Source organism: Bacillus sp. LL01, from assembly GCF_001037965.1.
In genome coordinates, this window is sequence record NZ_LFEL01000001.1 from 399,138 (window position 1) to 417,619 (window position 18,482).

General features: G+C 40.3%; 20 protein-coding genes. 1 reads left to right on the forward strand and 19 read right to left on the reverse strand.

All coding sequences use genetic code 11. From position 1 onward, the window contains the following. Window positions 1-49: 49 nt before the first annotated feature. The 4 genes from AB685_RS01945 to AB685_RS01960 are packed head-to-tail and all read right to left on the reverse strand — an operon-like array spanning window position 50 to window position 4,850. The gene (locus AB685_RS01945; RefSeq protein ID WP_047968864.1) at window positions 50-1,174 is read right to left on the reverse strand and encodes a Ger(x)C family spore germination protein; all 1,125 of its coding nucleotides are present in this window, start codon (window positions 1,172-1,174) and stop codon (window positions 50-52) included. Beyond that, window positions 1,171-2,280, reverse strand: coding sequence for a GerAB/ArcD/ProY family transporter (locus tag AB685_RS01950; protein ID WP_047968865.1), 1,110 nt, complete (start codon window positions 2,278-2,280; stop codon window positions 1,171-1,173). The genes AB685_RS01945 and AB685_RS01950 overlap by 4 nt, the downstream gene beginning before the upstream one ends. A 9-nt stretch (window positions 2,281-2,289) precedes the next feature. After that, window positions 2,290-3,831, reverse strand: a complete 1,542-nt coding sequence (locus tag AB685_RS01955) for a spore germination protein (protein ID WP_241773226.1) — start codon at window positions 3,829-3,831, stop codon at window positions 2,290-2,292. Window positions 3,832-3,869: 38 nt separating this feature from the next. After that, window positions 3,870-4,850: a nucleoside hydrolase gene (locus tag AB685_RS01960; RefSeq protein WP_198530440.1), complete on the reverse strand. Its 981-nt coding sequence runs from the start codon at window positions 4,848-4,850 to the stop codon at window positions 3,870-3,872. A 128-nt stretch (window positions 4,851-4,978) separates the two neighbouring features. On the opposite strand from AB685_RS01960, the gene AB685_RS01965 reads away from it, so the two are divergent. Continuing rightward, window positions 4,979-5,491, forward strand: coding sequence for a PCYCGC motif-containing (lipo)protein (locus tag AB685_RS01965; RefSeq protein WP_047968866.1), 513 nt, complete (start codon window positions 4,979-4,981; stop codon window positions 5,489-5,491). Between the two features lie 529 nt (window positions 5,492-6,020). Here the strand turns inward: AB685_RS01965 and AB685_RS01970 are convergent. The 15 genes from AB685_RS01970 to AB685_RS02035 all read right to left on the reverse strand — a co-directional run bounded on the left by AB685_RS01970 (window position 6,021) and on the right by AB685_RS02035 (window position 18,465). Beyond that, window positions 6,021-6,863, reverse strand: a complete 843-nt coding sequence (locus AB685_RS01970; RefSeq protein WP_047968867.1) for a DegV family protein — start codon at window positions 6,861-6,863, stop codon at window positions 6,021-6,023. Window positions 6,864-7,090: 227 nt separating this feature from the next. Continuing rightward, on the reverse strand, window positions 7,091-7,342 hold the full coding sequence (locus AB685_RS01975; RefSeq protein ID WP_047968868.1) for a DUF2535 family protein: 252 nt from the start codon (window positions 7,340-7,342) through the stop codon (window positions 7,091-7,093). A 92-nt stretch (window positions 7,343-7,434) separates the two neighbouring features. Beyond that, window positions 7,435-8,100: an SOS response-associated peptidase gene (locus AB685_RS01980; protein WP_047968869.1), complete on the reverse strand. Its 666-nt coding sequence runs from the start codon at window positions 8,098-8,100 to the stop codon at window positions 7,435-7,437. A gap of 79 nt (window positions 8,101-8,179) precedes the next feature. Further along, window positions 8,180-8,890, reverse strand: a complete 711-nt coding sequence (locus tag AB685_RS01985; RefSeq protein WP_047968870.1) for a lysophospholipid acyltransferase family protein — start codon at window positions 8,888-8,890, stop codon at window positions 8,180-8,182. A 69-nt stretch (window positions 8,891-8,959) separates the two neighbouring features. Beyond that, complete coding sequence (locus tag AB685_RS01990; protein ID WP_047968871.1) at window positions 8,960-9,445, reverse strand: dihydrofolate reductase; 486 nt, start codon at window positions 9,443-9,445, stop codon at window positions 8,960-8,962. Then, complete coding sequence (locus AB685_RS01995; protein ID WP_047968872.1) at window positions 9,442-10,236, reverse strand: thymidylate synthase; 795 nt, start codon at window positions 10,234-10,236, stop codon at window positions 9,442-9,444. The genes AB685_RS01990 and AB685_RS01995 overlap by 4 nt, the downstream gene beginning before the upstream one ends. A 124-nt stretch (window positions 10,237-10,360) precedes the next feature. Further along, window positions 10,361-11,110, reverse strand: a complete 750-nt coding sequence (locus tag AB685_RS02000) for a hypothetical protein (RefSeq protein ID WP_047968873.1) — start codon at window positions 11,108-11,110, stop codon at window positions 10,361-10,363. A gap of 210 nt (window positions 11,111-11,320) precedes the next feature. Beyond that, complete coding sequence (locus AB685_RS02005) at window positions 11,321-11,851, reverse strand: phosphatidylglycerophosphatase A (RefSeq protein ID WP_047968874.1); 531 nt, start codon at window positions 11,849-11,851, stop codon at window positions 11,321-11,323. A gap of 30 nt (window positions 11,852-11,881) precedes the next feature. Then, window positions 11,882-12,469, reverse strand: coding sequence for a YpjP family protein (locus AB685_RS02010; protein ID WP_047968875.1), 588 nt, complete (start codon window positions 12,467-12,469; stop codon window positions 11,882-11,884). A gap of 338 nt (window positions 12,470-12,807) precedes the next feature. Beyond that, window positions 12,808-12,939: a YuzL family protein gene (locus tag AB685_RS30800; RefSeq protein WP_128755785.1), complete on the reverse strand. Its 132-nt coding sequence runs from the start codon at window positions 12,937-12,939 to the stop codon at window positions 12,808-12,810. Window positions 12,940-13,001: 62 nt separating this feature from the next. Then, entirely contained in the window at window positions 13,002-13,775 is a 774-nt protein-coding gene (locus tag AB685_RS02015) for a class I SAM-dependent methyltransferase (RefSeq protein ID WP_047968876.1), read from the reverse strand. Window positions 13,776-14,254: 479 nt separating this feature from the next. Further along, complete coding sequence (locus tag AB685_RS02020) at window positions 14,255-14,689, reverse strand: BrxA/BrxB family bacilliredoxin (protein ID WP_047968877.1); 435 nt, start codon at window positions 14,687-14,689, stop codon at window positions 14,255-14,257. Between the two features lie 38 nt (window positions 14,690-14,727). After that, the gene (locus tag AB685_RS02025; RefSeq protein ID WP_047968878.1) at window positions 14,728-15,849 is read right to left on the reverse strand and encodes a conserved virulence factor C family protein; all 1,122 of its coding nucleotides are present in this window, start codon (window positions 15,847-15,849) and stop codon (window positions 14,728-14,730) included. A gap of 74 nt (window positions 15,850-15,923) precedes the next feature. Further along, window positions 15,924-17,831 (reverse strand): ABC-F family ATP-binding cassette domain-containing protein, encoded by a 1,908-nt coding sequence (locus tag AB685_RS02030; protein WP_047968879.1) that lies wholly within the window; start codon window positions 17,829-17,831, stop codon window positions 15,924-15,926. A 4-nt stretch (window positions 17,832-17,835) separates the two neighbouring features. Continuing rightward, complete coding sequence (locus tag AB685_RS02035; protein ID WP_047968880.1) at window positions 17,836-18,465, reverse strand: HD domain-containing protein; 630 nt, start codon at window positions 18,463-18,465, stop codon at window positions 17,836-17,838. Window positions 18,466-18,482: the final 17 nt, after the last annotated feature.

Consider the following 18,482-nt stretch of genomic DNA (forward strand, 5'->3'; position numbering starts at 1 on the left):
GGAAAAAGTTTCAAATTCAAAAAAAAAGAAGGGCAACCTCTCCCTTCCACTAGTCCATGACACCTGTACGTAAAATCTCAACCTCTACTTCCGTCTTAAATTCTGCATCTTGATATAGCTTTCTCCAATTTTCTTTTGAAAAAGAATCATACCCTACCTTTGCACGATAATAATTCCCGAAACCTACTGGATCCGCCCCCATCTCCCTTGACATTTCAATCACCTCTTTCAGTTTCCTAGCTATTTCCTTACTGATGGCCTCCTCAATTTTCTTAATTCCATCAGGATTGCCAAGGTCATAATCCTCTGTTATCTCCTGCATCCTAGTCATAATCTTTGATTTAATAAGGAACGATGGCTTCTTATTGTCTGTCATTTTTATTTCTATTTTACTTCGCAGGTGGTCAAGAGACATATAAACAAATTCATCTTCTTTATTGTTGGTAGTTAGTATATATTTTTGGACTTGTTTTTTCGGTATTGTCAGTTCAACATTTCCCGCTTCATAAGGATCCATAAGCAGTTTTAAATAAAATGCAGAGTCAGTATCGATTTTCCCTACTACTTTGTCATCTTGAAATAGAGAGAGACCTTCAATTATGATGGTGTTCTCTTTGAAGTTCAACAATGGGAGTACCGCATCCCGTCCCTCGCTGTAGTAGTATTGCATAAACTCATGAAGTGTTGGGGATATCAGGGATTCGGCTTCAACATTTTGACCGATAAGGTTATAAAGATATGTTCCTGCATTTGTGACATCACTTGATTCCTGAGAGCGAGCAAAAAGTTCATGTGCTGGGATCGAGCTGACCGCAAGATAAGACATCGTTCCAACCTCAGCATCCCGCGAAAGTGTATCAATAACCGAGATGATTCCTTCCTCGGCAAGGTCTTGGCCATAGACTGCCACCCTCAATTGTCCCGATACAATCCTTCTACTAGATGACAGGTTTTCTTTATAGCGTATTCCTTTACTTGTTTTAGCCAATGCCGTCACCATTTTTGTGTTATTTGGATGCAATGGATCGAACTCATAATATACAATAGTACCCTTTAACTGATCATCTTCATTATCGTAACCGATGGCAGTTAAAAGCCCGAGCTCTTCCAAAGGTTTTTGGGTGACACACCCACAAAGTATGAGGACCAATAAAAGCCATACTCCCTTTTTCATGCAGAATGCCTCCTTGCCTTCAACCTGTTCCTTATAAATACAACCATACACAAAAGGAGAGAATATATGAAAATAACATACAATCCAAACCAGCCCACTTTATCCACCAATTCGTTAATGAAAATTCGTTTTTTGAAAAAGAAGCTGCATCCCAATATAATTCCACTGCAAATAATAACAAACAGCTTCTGCTGGACATGAAAAATCTTTTTCAAACCTTTTGAGGCCGCCCAAAGCATGAATAATGTGTTTGGAAGAATGATGACCAACCATAGTGATACTGCAAGAAACTCGAATCGTTCCAGGTTTGGAAACTGAACAATCTTGAACATAGACAGAGTTGCCCAAATAGTCTTCTCCAATTGTTCCCCACTGTAATAACCAATGGCGACAATGGTTACGGCAAATATCAGAACAAATGTAAAAAACACTCCTAATTGGGCATATTTATGAACTTTCTCCTTATTCCGGACATATGGATATGTGAAATAGAGCATTTCCAAACCCAGTACTGTAAAGGATGTTTTGAATGCTCCTTTGAATAATTCCTTCGGTGAAGCTTCCATGATCGGCAAAAAATTGATCCAATCTATGTAACGAATAGGTACTACCAGCATAAAAACAAGCCAAATAGTAAGAAAAAAACCTAAAAAACTCACCCCTACTATTGTTTTAATTCCTCCATATACCCCATACATGGTGATAAGGAGCAGGATGGCCGTAATTGCCCAAGTTTCGAGATCAGGAAAGATCCAAGCCTGGATAATCTCGGTATAATTCATAATGATCGATAAGAGACCAGCCAGAAGATATACCACAATTACCATGTTCAGAACCGTCCCAAGAACTTTCCCGAAAAGAATGGTATGTATTTCAAACAAATCTTTATTGCCAAAAGATTTGAGTATGTAGCACATGGCAGCAACAACACTTGTCATCCCAATGTAACTGATAATAATGGAGATCCATGCATCCTGCCTTGCTTCATTGAATATAACACGCTGCACCCCTGCTATCCCTACACCGGTCTGGTTTGTATGAACAATGAAAAATATCAGATATGCGGAAAATAATACAGATTTATTAGATTTAGTTGGTGTTTCCATTTCGCCACCTTATTCGTCTATGTCTTTGGATGAATGCTTTTGAAACGAAAAGAAACCTCTTTTCTGAGGATTTGTTCTGATAAGATCAATCGGCAATCGAAAAATAGTATTGGTCGCATGCGTAAAATCAAAAGGATAAATGGGTTGCAGATAAGGGTTTCCAATACTTGTCAGACGAATTAAATGAATAAGCAGAAAGCACAACCCCAAACTTATTCCAATGCCCCCCCAGATTCCCGCTAGGATCAAAATAGGAAATCTTGTTACCCTGACAGCAGTACCCATCAAATAGCTTGGAGCAGTAAAAGACCCCAAGGCACTTAACGCAACGACAATAATCAAAATATTACTAGTGAAACCTGCTTCAACTGCAGCTTGTCCCAATACGATACCGCCTACAATACCCATTGTTTGTCCCACCTTTGTCGGAAGTCTCGCTCCAGCCTCCCTTAATAATTCAATCATCACCTCAAGGAGCAACGCTTCAAAAATTGGTGTAAAAGGTACTTTGGAACGTGATTCTCCGAGTGACACTAGCAATGTGGACGGTATCATCTCGTAATGATAGGTGATAATTGCTACATACGCAGGAGTGAGTATTATGGAAAGAAACATAGTGACATACCGCAAGAACCGGATAAAGCTTCCCATATTCCAGCGCATATAGACATCTTCTGTCGATTCAAAGAAGTTGAAGAGTGATGCCGGGCCTAACAACACCATCGGACTTCTGTCCACGAATACAGCCACCATTCCTCGTTCCACGCTATATGTAACCCTGTCAGGCAGCTCTGTCTGAACATATTGAGGAAATATGGAGTAGCTGTTATCTTCTATCAATTGAGCAAGGACAGAGGTATCGAGTACATCATCGACCTCTAGTGAATTGATTTTTTCTGTGATGGCCTCCACAATTTTTCTGTCTGCCAACCCATCCAAAAAAACCAAACGTATTTCCGTTTCATTCCGTTTTCCTACAGTGAGCTTCTCGGTACATAGATTTTCTGAAAGAATATTCTGCCTTATGATACTGATGTTTGTGCTTAAAGACTCTGTAAAGGAGATCTTGGGCCCGAACACAAGGGATTCCGTCTCCGCTTTTTCCAAGCTTCTCTCCACTTTTTTTGCTACATTTACGAGAATTCCATTGTCTGATTTTTCTTTAAAGATAAGTACATGCCCATCAAGAAGTTTACTGGTTATTTTCTTTTTATCTCCTGTAAGGAGGGATTGGGTGGTGGGCAACTTATGTTCAAGCTCTTGCAAAGTTAGCTGTATTTCTTCCGGGAGATTAATGATGGTCTGAAGAATGTCCTGATTTAACACACTGTAATCTATCAGGTTTTTCAGATACATAAATAGAAGGGTTGATTCTTTTATCTTCAATTCATAAAAATAGAGATCGGGACTATGGTGAAATGTCTCTTTAAAATAACTTTTGATATCCTCTAAACTATAGGTTGAAAGACACTTCTCCTGCACAACTAGACACCCTTCCATTGTCCGCCATTCAATAGTAGGATGACCAATCTCTCGAATTTTATTAAACAATAAGAAAAAGCCTTCCTCTATCTATTTCTGAGGTCGGCTTAATTATTATTATTATTTTTAAGTTCATTTGTCAGGACTTCTATTACACGGTTGATAAACGCTGTGTAATTGAATTCCATTGCAATCCTATGAACAGGGTATTCAGCCAATTGCACAAAATTACGGAAATCCCCAATAGTTTGACCGAAAGCAGGACCTCCTGAAGTCACAATTCTGACCGGTTTTATTTCATACTTAATTTCTTCTTCATTAAAAATCCCCCATAAAGTTACCACATCATGCAATGGAGCGCCTGGAATAGTGGGAATTTGTGATTTATAAAATTGCCAATAGTAATCCATCATCGGTTTGATGATCATACCTAACGGATTGTTTTTTTCTCGATTGATTTTATCGATATAATTTACCATATCAGCTGTTAATACGGCTTGTTGGGTTACATTGAGAGGGAAAATCGTCAGTTTTTCTGCATAGTTGAATACAATGTTGGCTGCATACGGGTCTCCAAAAATATTTGCCTCTGCCACAGGGGTAACGTTCCCGGGAAAGTTGAATGTACCGCCCATTACAAAAATCTCCTTCACCTTTGCGACCGTTTCAGGATAGAGAATGAAAGAGGTTGCCAACGAGGTTAATCTTCCGACACATACAATGGTTATTTCCCCTTCAAACTTTTCAATAATGTCATATATCTGATGGAAGTTTTCAAAAATATTATTAGATTCCTCGAAATCCTCCGGTAGTACATATCCCCCAAAGCCTTCCGGTCCATGAACTTCAGGGTAATAGATTGGAGGGTCACCAATCATGGACCTCTCCGCACCACCAATAAGGGGAACATCATGCCTTCCGGTATTTCTCTGAATATATCTGGCATTTCGTATTGCAGTCCTTTTATCCACGTTTCCATATTCAGCAACCACGCCAACAATATCCACATTTTTTTCATTATAGGCATAAATGATCGCCATTATATCGTCTATCCCAAAGTCAGCAAACAAGAGGACTTTTCTGATCAATTACACCACTCCTCTTTGGACTTGCAATGCCCAATAACATACCAACTTGTTCACAATAGTGTTATAAATGATTTCTTCTCAATATGTTATAGTATATTTGTACAGTTTATGTGAACGAGGTGTGAATTATGAAAAAAATGGCAGTAACACTAACCTGCATCATGGTATTCTCAGCAGGGTGCTCCAGCACAGAAACGGATAACAATCACTCCAGCCATGGTGAACAATATAATCATAATGAGAAGCCTTCTTTTTTCCAGGGGGATTTAAGGGAAGAGACAGCATCTGTCGACGAACTGCCATCCTTTTTGGGGGATAAGCCAGAGGATATGCAACTGATCTATACAGCTGCAGCACAACATCAAGAAGTACTTGAGAGTATTCCATGTTATTGTGGGTGTGGTACATCGGCCGGGCATAAAAGCAGCTATGATTGTTTTGTTTATGAGAATAATGAGGATGGATCGTTAGTATGGGATGATCATGGTACTAAGTGTGGGGTATGTTTGGAAATTGCGGCAACCTCTGTGATGGAATACAGTAAAGGGAAAAGTGTCAAAGAGATACGAGATATGATTGACAACGCATATAAAGAAGGATTCTCAACACCCACTCCAACACCAGAACCTAAAGACAACTAAATAAGAAAGACCGGGCAAAACCCGCCCGGTCCTTTTTATACTGAAAAAAGCACTTCATTGTTTGTTGGGTTCTACGCCGCTGTTCCTTTCCGCAAATGGCTGCTCTTTCCACGGGGCGACCTTGAGCTTCCTCGTGTTACGCACTGCGGGGTCTCAAGATTGCCGCTATCCCCCGCAGGACAAGGAAGGCTACGGCAGCGATACATCGCACGCAGAAAATGCTCGCATTTTCAAGGAGTCTTCGCCTATTGCTTCAATCAACAGCTAGAAATCAGTCACCTCTTTAAAATCGTTTTTAATTACCCTTTCGGTGAATGAAATTACCTTGTTGATTGGAGTGGAAGGCGCGCAGACTCCTGTGGGAGGAAGGGACTGAGGAGACCCCGCAGGCTTGTCGAGGAGGCTCCCGGACCGCCCACTGGAAAGCGAAGCGCCTGGAACGGAAATCAACCGGATTTTATACTTTCTTACTTTTAGAAATAACAAAAGCCTTTCCATTTACACGGAAAGGCTTTTGTATTTACTATATCTACTCAGCGTAATACATGAACGCCAGTGCACCGGGACCTGTATGCGTAGATATGACAGGAGTTGTATAGGCAATCTGAATGTTATCAAAGCCTGAAGCCTCATACAATGATGCTTTTAGTGCTTCAGCCTGCTTGATGGTACCAGCATGAGCAATTCCTACACCCTTCACCACTTTCCCTTCAATATCTTCTTTGAATTGCTTTGTATAATACTTGATGACTTGTGAATAGCTTCTTGCCTTCGTAACAGGAGTGTACACACCATCAGCTAATGAAGCGATTGGTTTGATATTTAATAAGGAACCTATAAGAGCCTTTCCTCTACCAATTCTTCCACCCTTCACTAGGTTATCCAATGTATCAACCATTATAAATAGATCAGTGTTTGAACGGATTTCATCCAGCTTACTGACGATTTCTTCAACAGACTTCCCTTCATTGGCCATTTTGGCAGCAGCCACAACCTGAAAAGACAATGCGAATGAGATGAATCGTGAATCCACCACTGTAACATCTGCGTCACTGATACTTGCAGCACTTTCGGCAGATCCGACTGTTCCGCTCATTCCACCAGTCATATGAATGGACAGGATTTTACTCCCATCCTCACCTAAGCGGTTGTAAACATCAACAAAGGTACCCACAGCAGGCTGAGAGCTTTTCGGTAGTTCTTTGGAATCCTTCATCTTGTCCATAAATTCATCCGGCTTAATTCCAAATCTATCTATGTAGGACTCTCCGTCAATTATAATGGATAACGGTACTATTTCAATATTCAATTCATCAATTATCGACTGTTCTATGTCAACGGTCGAGTCGGTCACTATTTTTACATTTGTCATTTAATTCACTTCCCCAATAAAATCCTTATGTATATTATTATACCTTCATATGATGGAGGTTGAAACCTAAACAGGCTAACCTGCAAGTTAAAAAAAGGCTTTTTTCAAAAACTTGACACAAAGGTCGTTGATGCCTTTTCAACCACATACTTCATTAAGAGCCTTTATAAAGCAAAAAAAATACAGGGTCATGGGCCCTGTATTAATATTATCACAACTAAAGAACTTTAAGCATTATTTTTTAATATATCTGTTTTTACAACGTTACAATAATCCGGCCACTTCAATACTGTACGCAAGTATTCCTTGAAGGAATAGATTTGCTTTGGTTCTTTTTCAGAAAGAATACTGTTTATAAATGCTTCCAGTCTGACACGAACCATAAAATGATATGTGCTATCGTCCTCCAATACTGGAATTTCAATGACTTTTACCTTCTGTCCCTCATTAATCGTGAACTCTAGGCTTTTCCATAGCAAAATATCAATCCTCTTTTTTCACCCGTTTGTCATTATTATACCCTAATTTTTTTCAAAAGTGCAAACTTTCATTAGACAAAATAAAACATTTTTTATACTTTTTCTATACATTCCGGTCCGTAGTTTTTTGGAGAATTTACAACCGATGACACTTCAAATGCCTGCATGAGACTCTCTTCATAAGGTTGTAATAAAGAAGTTACTAGTTTGATGTCCCGCTCTTTTTTAGATAGCCATGTTTGTTCGTGTTCCTTTTTTACAATGACCGGCATTCTGTCATGAACACCTTTGACAAGCCCGTTCGGTTTGGTGGTAATCAATGTGCAGCTTACCACTTCTTCCTCATCATGAACCCAGCGGTCCCATAATCCTGCAAAAGCAAAAGGTTCTTCATTCTTCAGAGAGAACCTGACCGGTCTCTTTTCTCCGTTTATTTTCTTCCATTCATAGAATCCGTCTGCAGGAATCAAGCACCGTCTTCGCTCCAATAACCTGTTGAAGCTTACTTTCTCCTCCAGGGTTTCCGACCGCGCGTTTATCATTTTATATCCGACTTTCCTATCTTTTGCAAAGCTTGGCACCAGCCCCCAATGGAGATAGCCGGCTCTGTAATTCGTGGAACCCTCTACTATAGTCAATATTCGTTGACCTGGTGCTATATTGTAGTTGATATGGTAATCCAGATCCTTTGTATTCTCCAGAAAAAAACGCTCTTCCAATTTATGTAGCTCCGTTGTCAATGAAAACCTTCCACACATGTTATGTTCACTTCCTTTTTATGGATAGTACCATTGTACTGTACAGGAAGGGCCACTACAAATGTAGTGGCCTCTTTTGTTATAATTGTTGCTTGATTCTTTCTTGCACTTCTAAGCCAAGTTGATTTCCATCCACTTTTTCATCCTCGGGTAAGTAAATCGGATCATGGACAGTCACCTTTACATGGGCTGGATGAAAACCGAATCTACTTTCTTCCATGATTTTGTAGGATCCTGAAATGGTAATAGGAACAACCGGAACCTTGCTGTCTGTTGCCAGTCGAAGTCCACCTTTTTTGAATTCGCCCATCTCGTTCCCTTTGCTTCTGGTCCCTTCGGGGAAAATCACAAGTGAATGACCTTCTTTTAAAGTCGTAATACCTTCCCTTATGGACAGAATCGCCTTTCTCCTATCCTTTCGATCAATGAATACACAGTTCATCGCTTCCATCCATCGAGAAATCAATGGAATTTTCTTCACTTCAACCTTTGAAAGGAAACCTAATGGCTTTTGCAGAAAGCCAATTAAGATTGGGACATCAAAATTCCCTTGATGATTACTTACAAAAAGGACAGGTCCCTTTGGTATTTTCTCCTCACCAACCACCTCGATTTCCGATCCTGTAAGCTTGACCAAAGTTTTGGCCCAGTGTTTTGGCTTTTGGTGAATGATTGTATCTTTCTCCTCCACTGTCAGAGTGGAATCCAACTTTTTCACCTTTTTGATTGTCGGCAGACTGTAAATAAGATAGCCGAAAAAATAAACAAACCACCATATCGTACGTAGCATTTCTTACTCTCCCTATACAACACACCTATTCATATTATCTGAAGGTAACTTACTTAACACTTAAGGGGGTTATATTTTTCTTCTTTTATATTTTCTAAAATAGTAATCATACGGATTTTTCTCATCCTTAATTCCTTTTTCATCGGAGATCAGTTCCCACTCACGCTCATTAAAAGATGGAAAGTACGTATCACCTTCAAACTCCTCATCGATATACGTCAAGTACAAGAAATCCGAATATGGTAATGCTTCCTTGAATATATGGGCTCCTCCTATGATAAAGAGCTCTTTGCTTTCCTCATCCAAATGTTTGACCTCGTTCAAAGAAGGTAGTGTTTCACACCCCTCTGCCGAAAAACCTTTTCTTGATAAAATGATATTTTTCCGTTTAGGAAGGGGCTTTCCGATGGACTCATACGTTTTTCTGCCCATAACAATGGTGCTCCCGCTAGTAATCTTTTTAAAATAAGCAAGATCAGCAGGGAGTCTCCAAGGGAGATCGTTGTCCTTTCCAATGAGATTATTCCGATCTGCCGCTACAATAATCGAAATCATACACTTACGGCTCCTTTAATATGCGGGTGAGCTTCATAATCCACAAGTGTAAAGTCTTCGTATTTGAAATCGAAAATGGAAGTGACATCTTTATTCAGAACCATTTCTGGCAACTTTTTCGGTTCTCTTTCCAGTTGCAATTTTACCTGATCTAAATGGTTGGAATAGATGTGGGCATCTCCTAGAGTATGAATGAATTCACCAGGCTTTAAATCACATACCTGCGCAACCATTAACGTTAACAGTGCATAAGAGGCGATGTTAAATGGAACACCTAGGAATACATCCGCCGACCTTTGATACAACTGACAGGACAACTTTCCATCTGCTACATAGAACTGGAACATCGTATGACATGGCGGAAGTGCCATTGAGTCGACATTCGCCACGTTCCATGCAGAAACAATTAATCTTCTTGAATCTGGATTACTTTTTATCTGTTCGATTAAATTGGTTATCTGGTCAATCTGTCTACCATCCGGAGTTGGCCATGACCTCCACTGATAGCCATATACAGGACCAAGCTCCCCGTTTTCATCTGCCCATTCATTCCAAATCCGCACGCCGTTATCTTGCAGATACTTCACGTTTGTGTCCCCATTTAGGAACCAAAGCAGTTCATGGATAATTGATTTTAAATGTAATTTTTTCGTTGTTACCACAGGGAACCCTTCCTGCAAGTTGAATCTCATCTGGTAGCCGAATGTACTGATTGTGCCTGTGCCTGTTCGGTCCTCTTTTTTTGTTCCATTATGTAAAATGTGTTCGCATAAATCCAAATATTGTTTCATTGTTCCCTTCACCTCTTGGACAGTGATTTTTTCCTTAGTACATTCTAACACAAAAGGAAGAATCGACGCGCTTATTTATTATCCAAGACAAAAAGAAAAGCATTCCAATATAGGAATGCTCCCTCTACTCCTTTTTGACAAAGAATTCTCTTGTTAGAGGCCTCTTTTCCATATTTTCAAAGAACAAGAACGTCTGCGGGGCGAGCTTTGCCAATTCAAGTTTTGAAACATCATTTAGATAGTACATGGCAAACGTCTCCGCAAAATACTCTTCCGGAAAAGTTTGGAAGTAGCTTCTGTTCGGGAAAATGGCAGCCACCTCTTGTTTCCAAGCTTCTTGGAATGCTTGATTATTCCGGACATTACCAAGTACATAGCGATCAATGGAATGAGCCAATTCGTGCAGCTCAAGATTAACGGAACCATGTCCCATCCCTTTATTACTGTGACCTATTTTCGCCAAGACCAATTTTGATCCACCAACACCTGGTACATCTTCCCAGCTAGATCCAGTAACACTGTAACCTCTAGGTTTGATCCCTTGTAAATGCGCAAACCCCTCAACATCTGTCAATTTACCATTGAACAAATATAGATGTACATTTTGCTGTACAAGAACGTTAAGGATGTTTACTGGAATATTTGCTACATGATGTATCATTGTTGCTGCATCTTTTTCCGAAAAATTATGGGTTGGAAGGTATATAAGCTGATCGATCGTTTCCTTGTTAGGGATGTCTTGGAGAAAGACATCCATTTCAGTAGAATGGTAATATTTAAGTGGGATGGCATCCAAGCTTGCATATGCTTTCCAGTATATCGGGATAATTGTAAAAACAATCAATAACATGATTGCCAGAATACGCCGCTTCATCTTTGCTCTCCTTCTCGTGGTGTCAATTATACGTGATGTTTTCATCTGTAAATTAGACTCTATTATACTAGTATTATATCAGGAAAAAGATTTAATTTGAATGTTATTTTTGTAATATTTCGTTAATATAAGGTATTAATTTTTTCCAATTAAACCCCGGAAAATAAAAAGGACTATTCATAAGTGAAATAGCCCCTTGTTGTTACTCTTTTATACAATTACTTCTTTTTCGTTTAACTCGGCTTCCTCTATATCTCTTGATCGATGTGCAATTCGACTCGCAGCCGCTGCAGCAAGTGCGCAGACTATGTCATCCATGAAGGTATGTACTTCTTCTCCCTCATGTTCATCTAGGCTTTTAATGATTCCAAATTTTTCTTTATCAAGAAAGCCGAAATTGGTCAATCCAATTGAGCCATATACATTTACTATGGATAAAGGAATGATTTCATCAATTCCGTACAATGGCTCATCCGTTTCAACCAGATACTGAAGCGGTTCAGGAAGCAATTTTTTCTCTGCCAATATGTCAAGAGAAACGCCGGTTAAAACAGCATGCACGATTTCTCGCTTTTCCAGAACTTTTTCCACATTATGAATGCAATCTTCCAGCGTGACGTTTGAAATATATTTCTTTTGAAGAAGAAGAACGATCTCAGCGATGTCATTGATTGTAACCCCTCTGTCTTCCAACATTTTTTTTGTGGTCTCCCGCATTTCTTGCAGTGTGTACTTTCTCATTGTGACCCCCTCTTTCTCTCTCTAGTTCAACTAGCTCAACCATTTAGGTGGAGTGTTTTTTGCCCAATAGATGGAACCCAATGTATGATGACCTAGGAATTCATCGTGGTATGTATGGTAATGGAAGTTGAAGTAGTATCCATCCAAAGGTGGATGATCTTTTCTCACGTGAAAACGAATCAGATCCTGGCCGGTCTGTGAGTGGTAGATATGAAAGATCTTTTCACTATCTCCTCCTGTCGGCTTTTCGGAAATGGTTAAATTATTCAGATCTTCTTCCGGGTGCTCTATTCCGAGTTGATTTATCACTTCTTCCATTTTAGGAAAAACGATGTCCATGAACTCGTCTTGTATTTTCGGTCCGATACGGGAACCAAATTTTGTAAAGCTTTGAATTTCGGCCTGTTCTTTAGCCAAAGATAGAAAGGCTTCTCTGGTAAGCTCCTGTTCAAATGGTTCAATAATATCATTTGAATAGTTAAAATCTTTATTGGAAAAATCGCCAAAAGATGAGTCATCTTTTTGATCATCTACGGTCAAGTAGGCGGGTGGCGATACTGTACCGAATGTAAGGGCTGTTATGAGGACTACTAATGATTTTTTTAACCATTTCGGCATGATAGTCTTCCTTTCCATTTCTGTTTCATGGTTGCGACAACACTATTAATTTCTCTATTAATCAGTAAAACTAGTATATCACAAAAGTAAGAAAATTTAATCAATTTTCTTTAATTCGCTTTTATAAACAAAACACATTTTATTTAAATATTTGTTATTCATTTATTTGTGGTTTTTTGTTAATATTAAGAAAGAGTACATATTGGAGGTAATTATCATGGCAGATGTTGCTATTCTTGTATCAAGTTTTGTTACTTTAGGGGCTTTAATTTATTTATGTTTTGCTGACTGATATGAAAAGAAAAAACTCGCGTTGAGCCTTACTCAACGCGAGTTTTTTAATTCTTCTTATTGCTTTTTCTGGTTGATGACCTGGATTCTCCATCGATTTCAGAATTTGTTGTCCCCTGTCCTTCCACCTGAGGAGAGGAAAGCCCTACATTTCCAGGTTTTTTCCTTTTTCCACCCATGTCCTGACACCTCTTTTCTACTGGTAATATACCATCAAAAAATAGGATGCCCAACCTGCCTGCTAAGTTTTCAAATACCCATAATGAAACTTAGCCGTTTTTCTTTTATTTACTGTAAATCCGAACTTCCCAAATCTTTCGCTTTGCCAATGATCTTTTAATACAATCCTGTTCCTTGCGACTCTTTTGGCATCTAGAATGGTCTGTTCCGTTAATTCGTCATAAACAGCAACTTTTCTTAGTGGACTGATACCATTCGATTCTTTTATCTGGTTCTCAAACATCGGATCGAAATATACTACATCAAAACTATTTTCTGGAAGACTGGTAAGTATATGTTGGTGTTTACCTTCAAGGACTTTAATCCTCTTCATCGCTTCATTCATTTGCCCAATATCGGATTCCCAATTCTTCAGGCCCGTTTTCACCAAGTATGCCAGTAGCTTATTGCCTTCCACGCCAGTTACTTGACCATGTTCTCCTGTTGCCATACTTGCCATTATACTATCGGAAGCCAAACCAAGCGTGCAATCCAGGAAACTCATACCTGTATTGAGATCGGTTGCTAGCAGAAATGGTTCCACCTCCCCTTTTTGCCACCTTTTCGCTCTGAATGCGGCTGTATTGGGGTGGAAGAAAACCGGGTCTGCTTCACCTAATCTGTACCATTCATAACGGTTTTTTCCGATTACCAGTACATCTTGTTGTCTTTCTTCGGAGATTGCCCCAATGGATTTTTTGTTCCTTTGGTAGTAATGATAACCGAGATCGTTGGCAATTTTTCTTGCGGTTTGAATCATCTGTTCATTTGTTCTCCCCGCGGTGGTTACAATCATATATTTTTTCTCCTTATAAGTAGAAAATTTGCTCATTCAACTTAAGAAAAACCGCCCGGTCCTTCCTTGTTTGTTTGGTTCAAGGCCGCTTTTCCTTTCCGCAAATGGCTTCGCTTTCCACGGGGCGACCTTGAGCCTCCTCGGCGTTGCGGGGTCTCAACATTGCCGCTACTCCCCCGTTGGAGTCTTCGCCATTTGCTCCAATCCACAGCTAGAAATTACGAGAACGTAACGTTAATGCTTTTTTCAGTAAACTCAATTTAATGACTTATCGTTAACTTTTAGATGAATGAAGTCACCTTGTTGATTGTAGTGGAAAGCGCAGACGCCCGCGGGAGGAAGGGACAGGGGAGACCCCGCAGGCTTGCCGAGTATGCTCCCGGACCGCCCACTGGAAAGCGAAGCGCCTGGAACGGAAATCAACAGAATTATATCCTTTTAATAAAAAGGATGTGCAAAGTTTGCACATCCCTCACTTACTAACAGTATTGGTGAAACGCTCCTTGCAGGTTGGTCATGATGTTCTCCATCGTATTCGATTCTATATCGTGGCGATGGATGAAATGGAAAACTTCTTTGCCTTTCATAAGTGCCATGGATGGGGAGGACGGTGGAATATCACCAAAGATCTCTCTCATTTTTGATGTGGCATCTTTATCCTGCCCTGCAAACACTGTCACAAGGTGGTCCGGGGTTTTGTCTGCTTGGATAACGGATTGTGTAGCTGCTGGTCTTGCCAATCCGGCTGCACAGCCACAAACTGAGTTGACTACAACCAGTGTCGTTCCTTCCACTTTGTTAAAAAAACCCTCTACTTCTTCACTTGTTGTCAATTCTTCAAATCCTGCTCTTGCCAGTTCATCTCTCATCGGTTTCACTAATTGTTTCATATATTCTTCGTATGCCATCGACATCTTTTTTTCCTCCTATTATAATATTGTTTTTGCAGAGCCTAATTATTCCGTTCTGTCATCTGCTTCCAAACAGAGCCCTTTGCTTCTTCTCCGCCTTCAATACGTTGAATCGCCATCTTCACTTGCATGCTTACTTCGAATTCAGAATCACTTTCCGCATCATGCAAAGCAGGCAGAGCTGTTTTATCTCCCACTTCATATAGGAACATCGCAGCCCTCCATCTCACCAATTTATTTTTATCCTTAAGCGCCTCTATCATGGCTGGCATTGCAGCTTTATCACCAAGGTCTGACATGCAGTCCCCTGCCGTTCTTCTCACTGTAACAGATTTATCTCTCAAAGCTTTGGCAAGGTAAGGTAAAATATCCGATTTTTCCAGCATGCCGAAATAGACGGTTGCCAAACGACGGATGGACCCCTTTTCATCCTCAAGGGCCTTTGCCAAAACAGGAATGTCCTCTTCTTTTGGATCCATCTGGTCGAGCGCTGCAAAGCGTTTTGACCAATCAGGGTCATCAAGCATTTCCAGTGTGACTTTGTAACGTTCCTTCGACTTTATTGTATTCGATTTATCGGCATTTTCTTCTTGCTTCAGCATTTTTCCAATACGCTCTTCGGTAAAAGTTGCAGAGAGCTCTTCCACAATCTCCGTACCAACTGCTTCAAGATCACCATAGCGAACACCATGTTCTTTCCACTCTCTTTCAAGAACCACATTGTCCTGTTTTTCTTGAACGGTTAGAATGGCATTCATAAAGCGGTCAGGTAAGCCGACCCGCTTTTCTTGCTCCCCATCGGATAGTTTCACCTGCATAGGAATGCCTTGGAACATTTGCACAAACACTTTCACTTCTCCAAAGCCTTCCAATGATCGTTGTTGTTCCGTCTCTTGGTTTTCTTCGTTTTCACCAAATGCTGCCCTTACTTCCGAAAGTATACCTTTCCAATCGAAACGTGCATTTCTCTCAACTGCCAAAAAGTCGGCAACATGATAAACCCCTTTTACCCCTTCAATTACCAGGATTTCCTGAATGATTTCTGGTGCTTGGTTACTATTCTCTTTCGTATAATTATTCCTTGCTCCTGCCGGTAACTCTTCACTTAGAATTACTTTCATTGTATTGGGACTTGGAGTAGGTTCAATGGATTGTATATTCACTAGAAAACACCCCTTCTGAATTTTTTCTTTATATCATCGTAGCATATATTTTACACACACTACATTAGTAGCGCTTATGATTGCTCTTTGATCGTTTCGACTTTTTCAGATAGCTCTTCCCACCTGTTCATAGATTCTTCCAACTGTCTGTTCGTTTCTTCCTGCTCAGCAAGCCACTTGCTAACTTTTTCATAATCGCTTCCGGCTTCAGCAATTTCAGTTTCAATATTCTCAAGTTTTTCCTCTAGGCTCATGATCCGTTCTTCAATCGTATCCCAGTCTTTCTGCTCTTGATAGGAAAGCTTCATCGTTTTCTGTTTTTGACGGGTAGAAGATTGTGCTTCCTTTTTAGCCAATTCCAGTTGCTTCTCTTCTTTTCGTTTTTGTTGCTGTTCCTCTACATAGTCTGTATATTCACCAAAGATCCTTTTCGCTTTCCCATTTCCCTCGAGGATAACCAGTTCCTCCACAACTTTATCAAGGAAGTAGCGATCGTGGGATACAGTTATGACAACCCCAGGGAACTCCTCCAAGTAAGATTCCAAGATGGTCAATGTTTCTGTATCCAGGTCATTTGTCGGTTCATCCAAGAGCAGAACGTTTGGCTGTGACATAAGGATTCTTAATAGATATAGCCTTTTACGTTCACCACCTGAGAGTTTTTGTATCGGTGTGCCATGGGAATGGGGCGAAAACAGGAATCTTTCCAGTAACTGGGATGCACTGATATGCTGCCCATCTTCCCCTTTAATGACTTCCGCTTCTTCCTTTACATACTCAATCATTCGTTGCTCAAGGTTCATATCCTGCTGTTCCTGGGTGTAATAACCGAGCTTAACCGTAAGACCCACATCGACCTTGCCGCTAGTAGGGGTGATCTTTTGGGCTAAAATGTTTAATAGACTTGATTTCCCTACACCATTTGGACCAACTATTCCTATACGGTCCTTTTGCTTGATCAGCAGGTTCACCTTTTCAAAAATCACCTTCTTATCGTACTGCAGGGAAACCTCTTCAAGCTCCATCACCTTTTTTCCCAAGCGGGCCGAACCAGTAAGGAGTTCCAGTTCACCGGAGGTAGAGGTAGAAGCAACTTTCTCATCCAGTACATCAAATCGCTTGATTCTTGCTTTTTGCTTTGTTGTTCTTGCCTTGGCGCCTTTTCTCATCCATTCCAACTCTTGGCGATAAAGGCTTTTTTGCTTGGCCTCCGTTTTTAACTGTTCTTCCTGCCTTATTGCTTTTGCCTCTAAGTAGTCTCCATAGTTTCCGGAGTAGGTATATATAGTACCATTATGTAACTCGAATATTTTATTTGTGACCCTGTCCAAGAAGTATCGGTCATGGGTGACGAGCAGGACCGCTCCTTGATATTTGCTTAAATAATCCTCAAGCCACTCAATAGCTTCAAAATCTAGGTGGTTGGTAGGTTCATCAAGAATGAGGAGGTCCGCAGCTTCAACCAATGTCTGGGCAAGTGCGACCCGCTTTTTCTGCCCCCCTGATAAGCTTTCAATCCGCTGGTTCACTTCAATAATTCCTAGTTTGTTAAGAATAGCTTTGGCATTTGCGCTGGCATCCCAAGCTTGCAGCTGATCCATCTGAGCTTGCAGGTTGGCTAGACGCTCATGCAACTTTTCATCAGTAGGAGTTTCCTGGACTTGCAGGAGGCAGTTCTCATACTGCTTGATGATGTTATTCATATGTGACTCTTTACTGAATATTTGCTCCATCACTGTATAAGACTCCATCAGTTCGGGCTGCTGAGATAGAAATCCGATGGTATAGTCATTTGATGTCGTAATGACACCGGCATCTGCAGTTTCCAGTCCAGCAATTATTTTTAACAAAGTAGACTTCCCTGTCCCATTAACCCCTATCAGGCCGACCCGTTCTTTTTCCTGGATATTGAAAGAAGCCTTATCCAGTATCACTTTCTCTACATATGTTTTTGATAGACCTTCTCCAATCAACATTTTCATAATCTTATATCTCATTCCATTCTTTCATAAATTGATTCACGAATTGTTCCATGAATGTATGGCGTTCCAAGGCAATCCTTTTCGCTTCCTCCGTATGGAGCGTATCCTTCAAAAGAAAGAGTTTCTCGTGAAAGTGATTGATCGCAGTAGATTTTTCTTTTCGGTACTGTTCGTAGCTCATAGCAGATCTCACTTCTATTTCTGGATCATACATCGCTTGCCCTTTCGCACCGGAATACATGAATGTTCGTGCAGTACCAATAGCACCAAGAGCATCCAATCTATCCGCATCCTGTACAACCTTACCCTCAAGCGTTTCCAGAACAATGCCGTTTCCGCCTTTGAAACCGATGTTTTCAATTGTATGGAGAATTTCATCTATATGTAATTTCGTTAACGGTAGTTCCGCTAACAGTTCAGCTATTTCAGTTCTTGACTCGGTCTTGTCATGGGTCATTTTATCGTCAAGCACATCATGCAGAAGTGCAATGATCTCTACCATCAATAGGTTGGCTTGTTCCTCTTTCCCAATGTGCAATGCAAGTCTTTTGACCCTTTGAATATGGTACCAGTCGTGTCCGGTTGTATCATTATTGAATATTGATTCTATGTATTGCTCTACTTTATGTATCACAAGTGTAACTCCCTTAT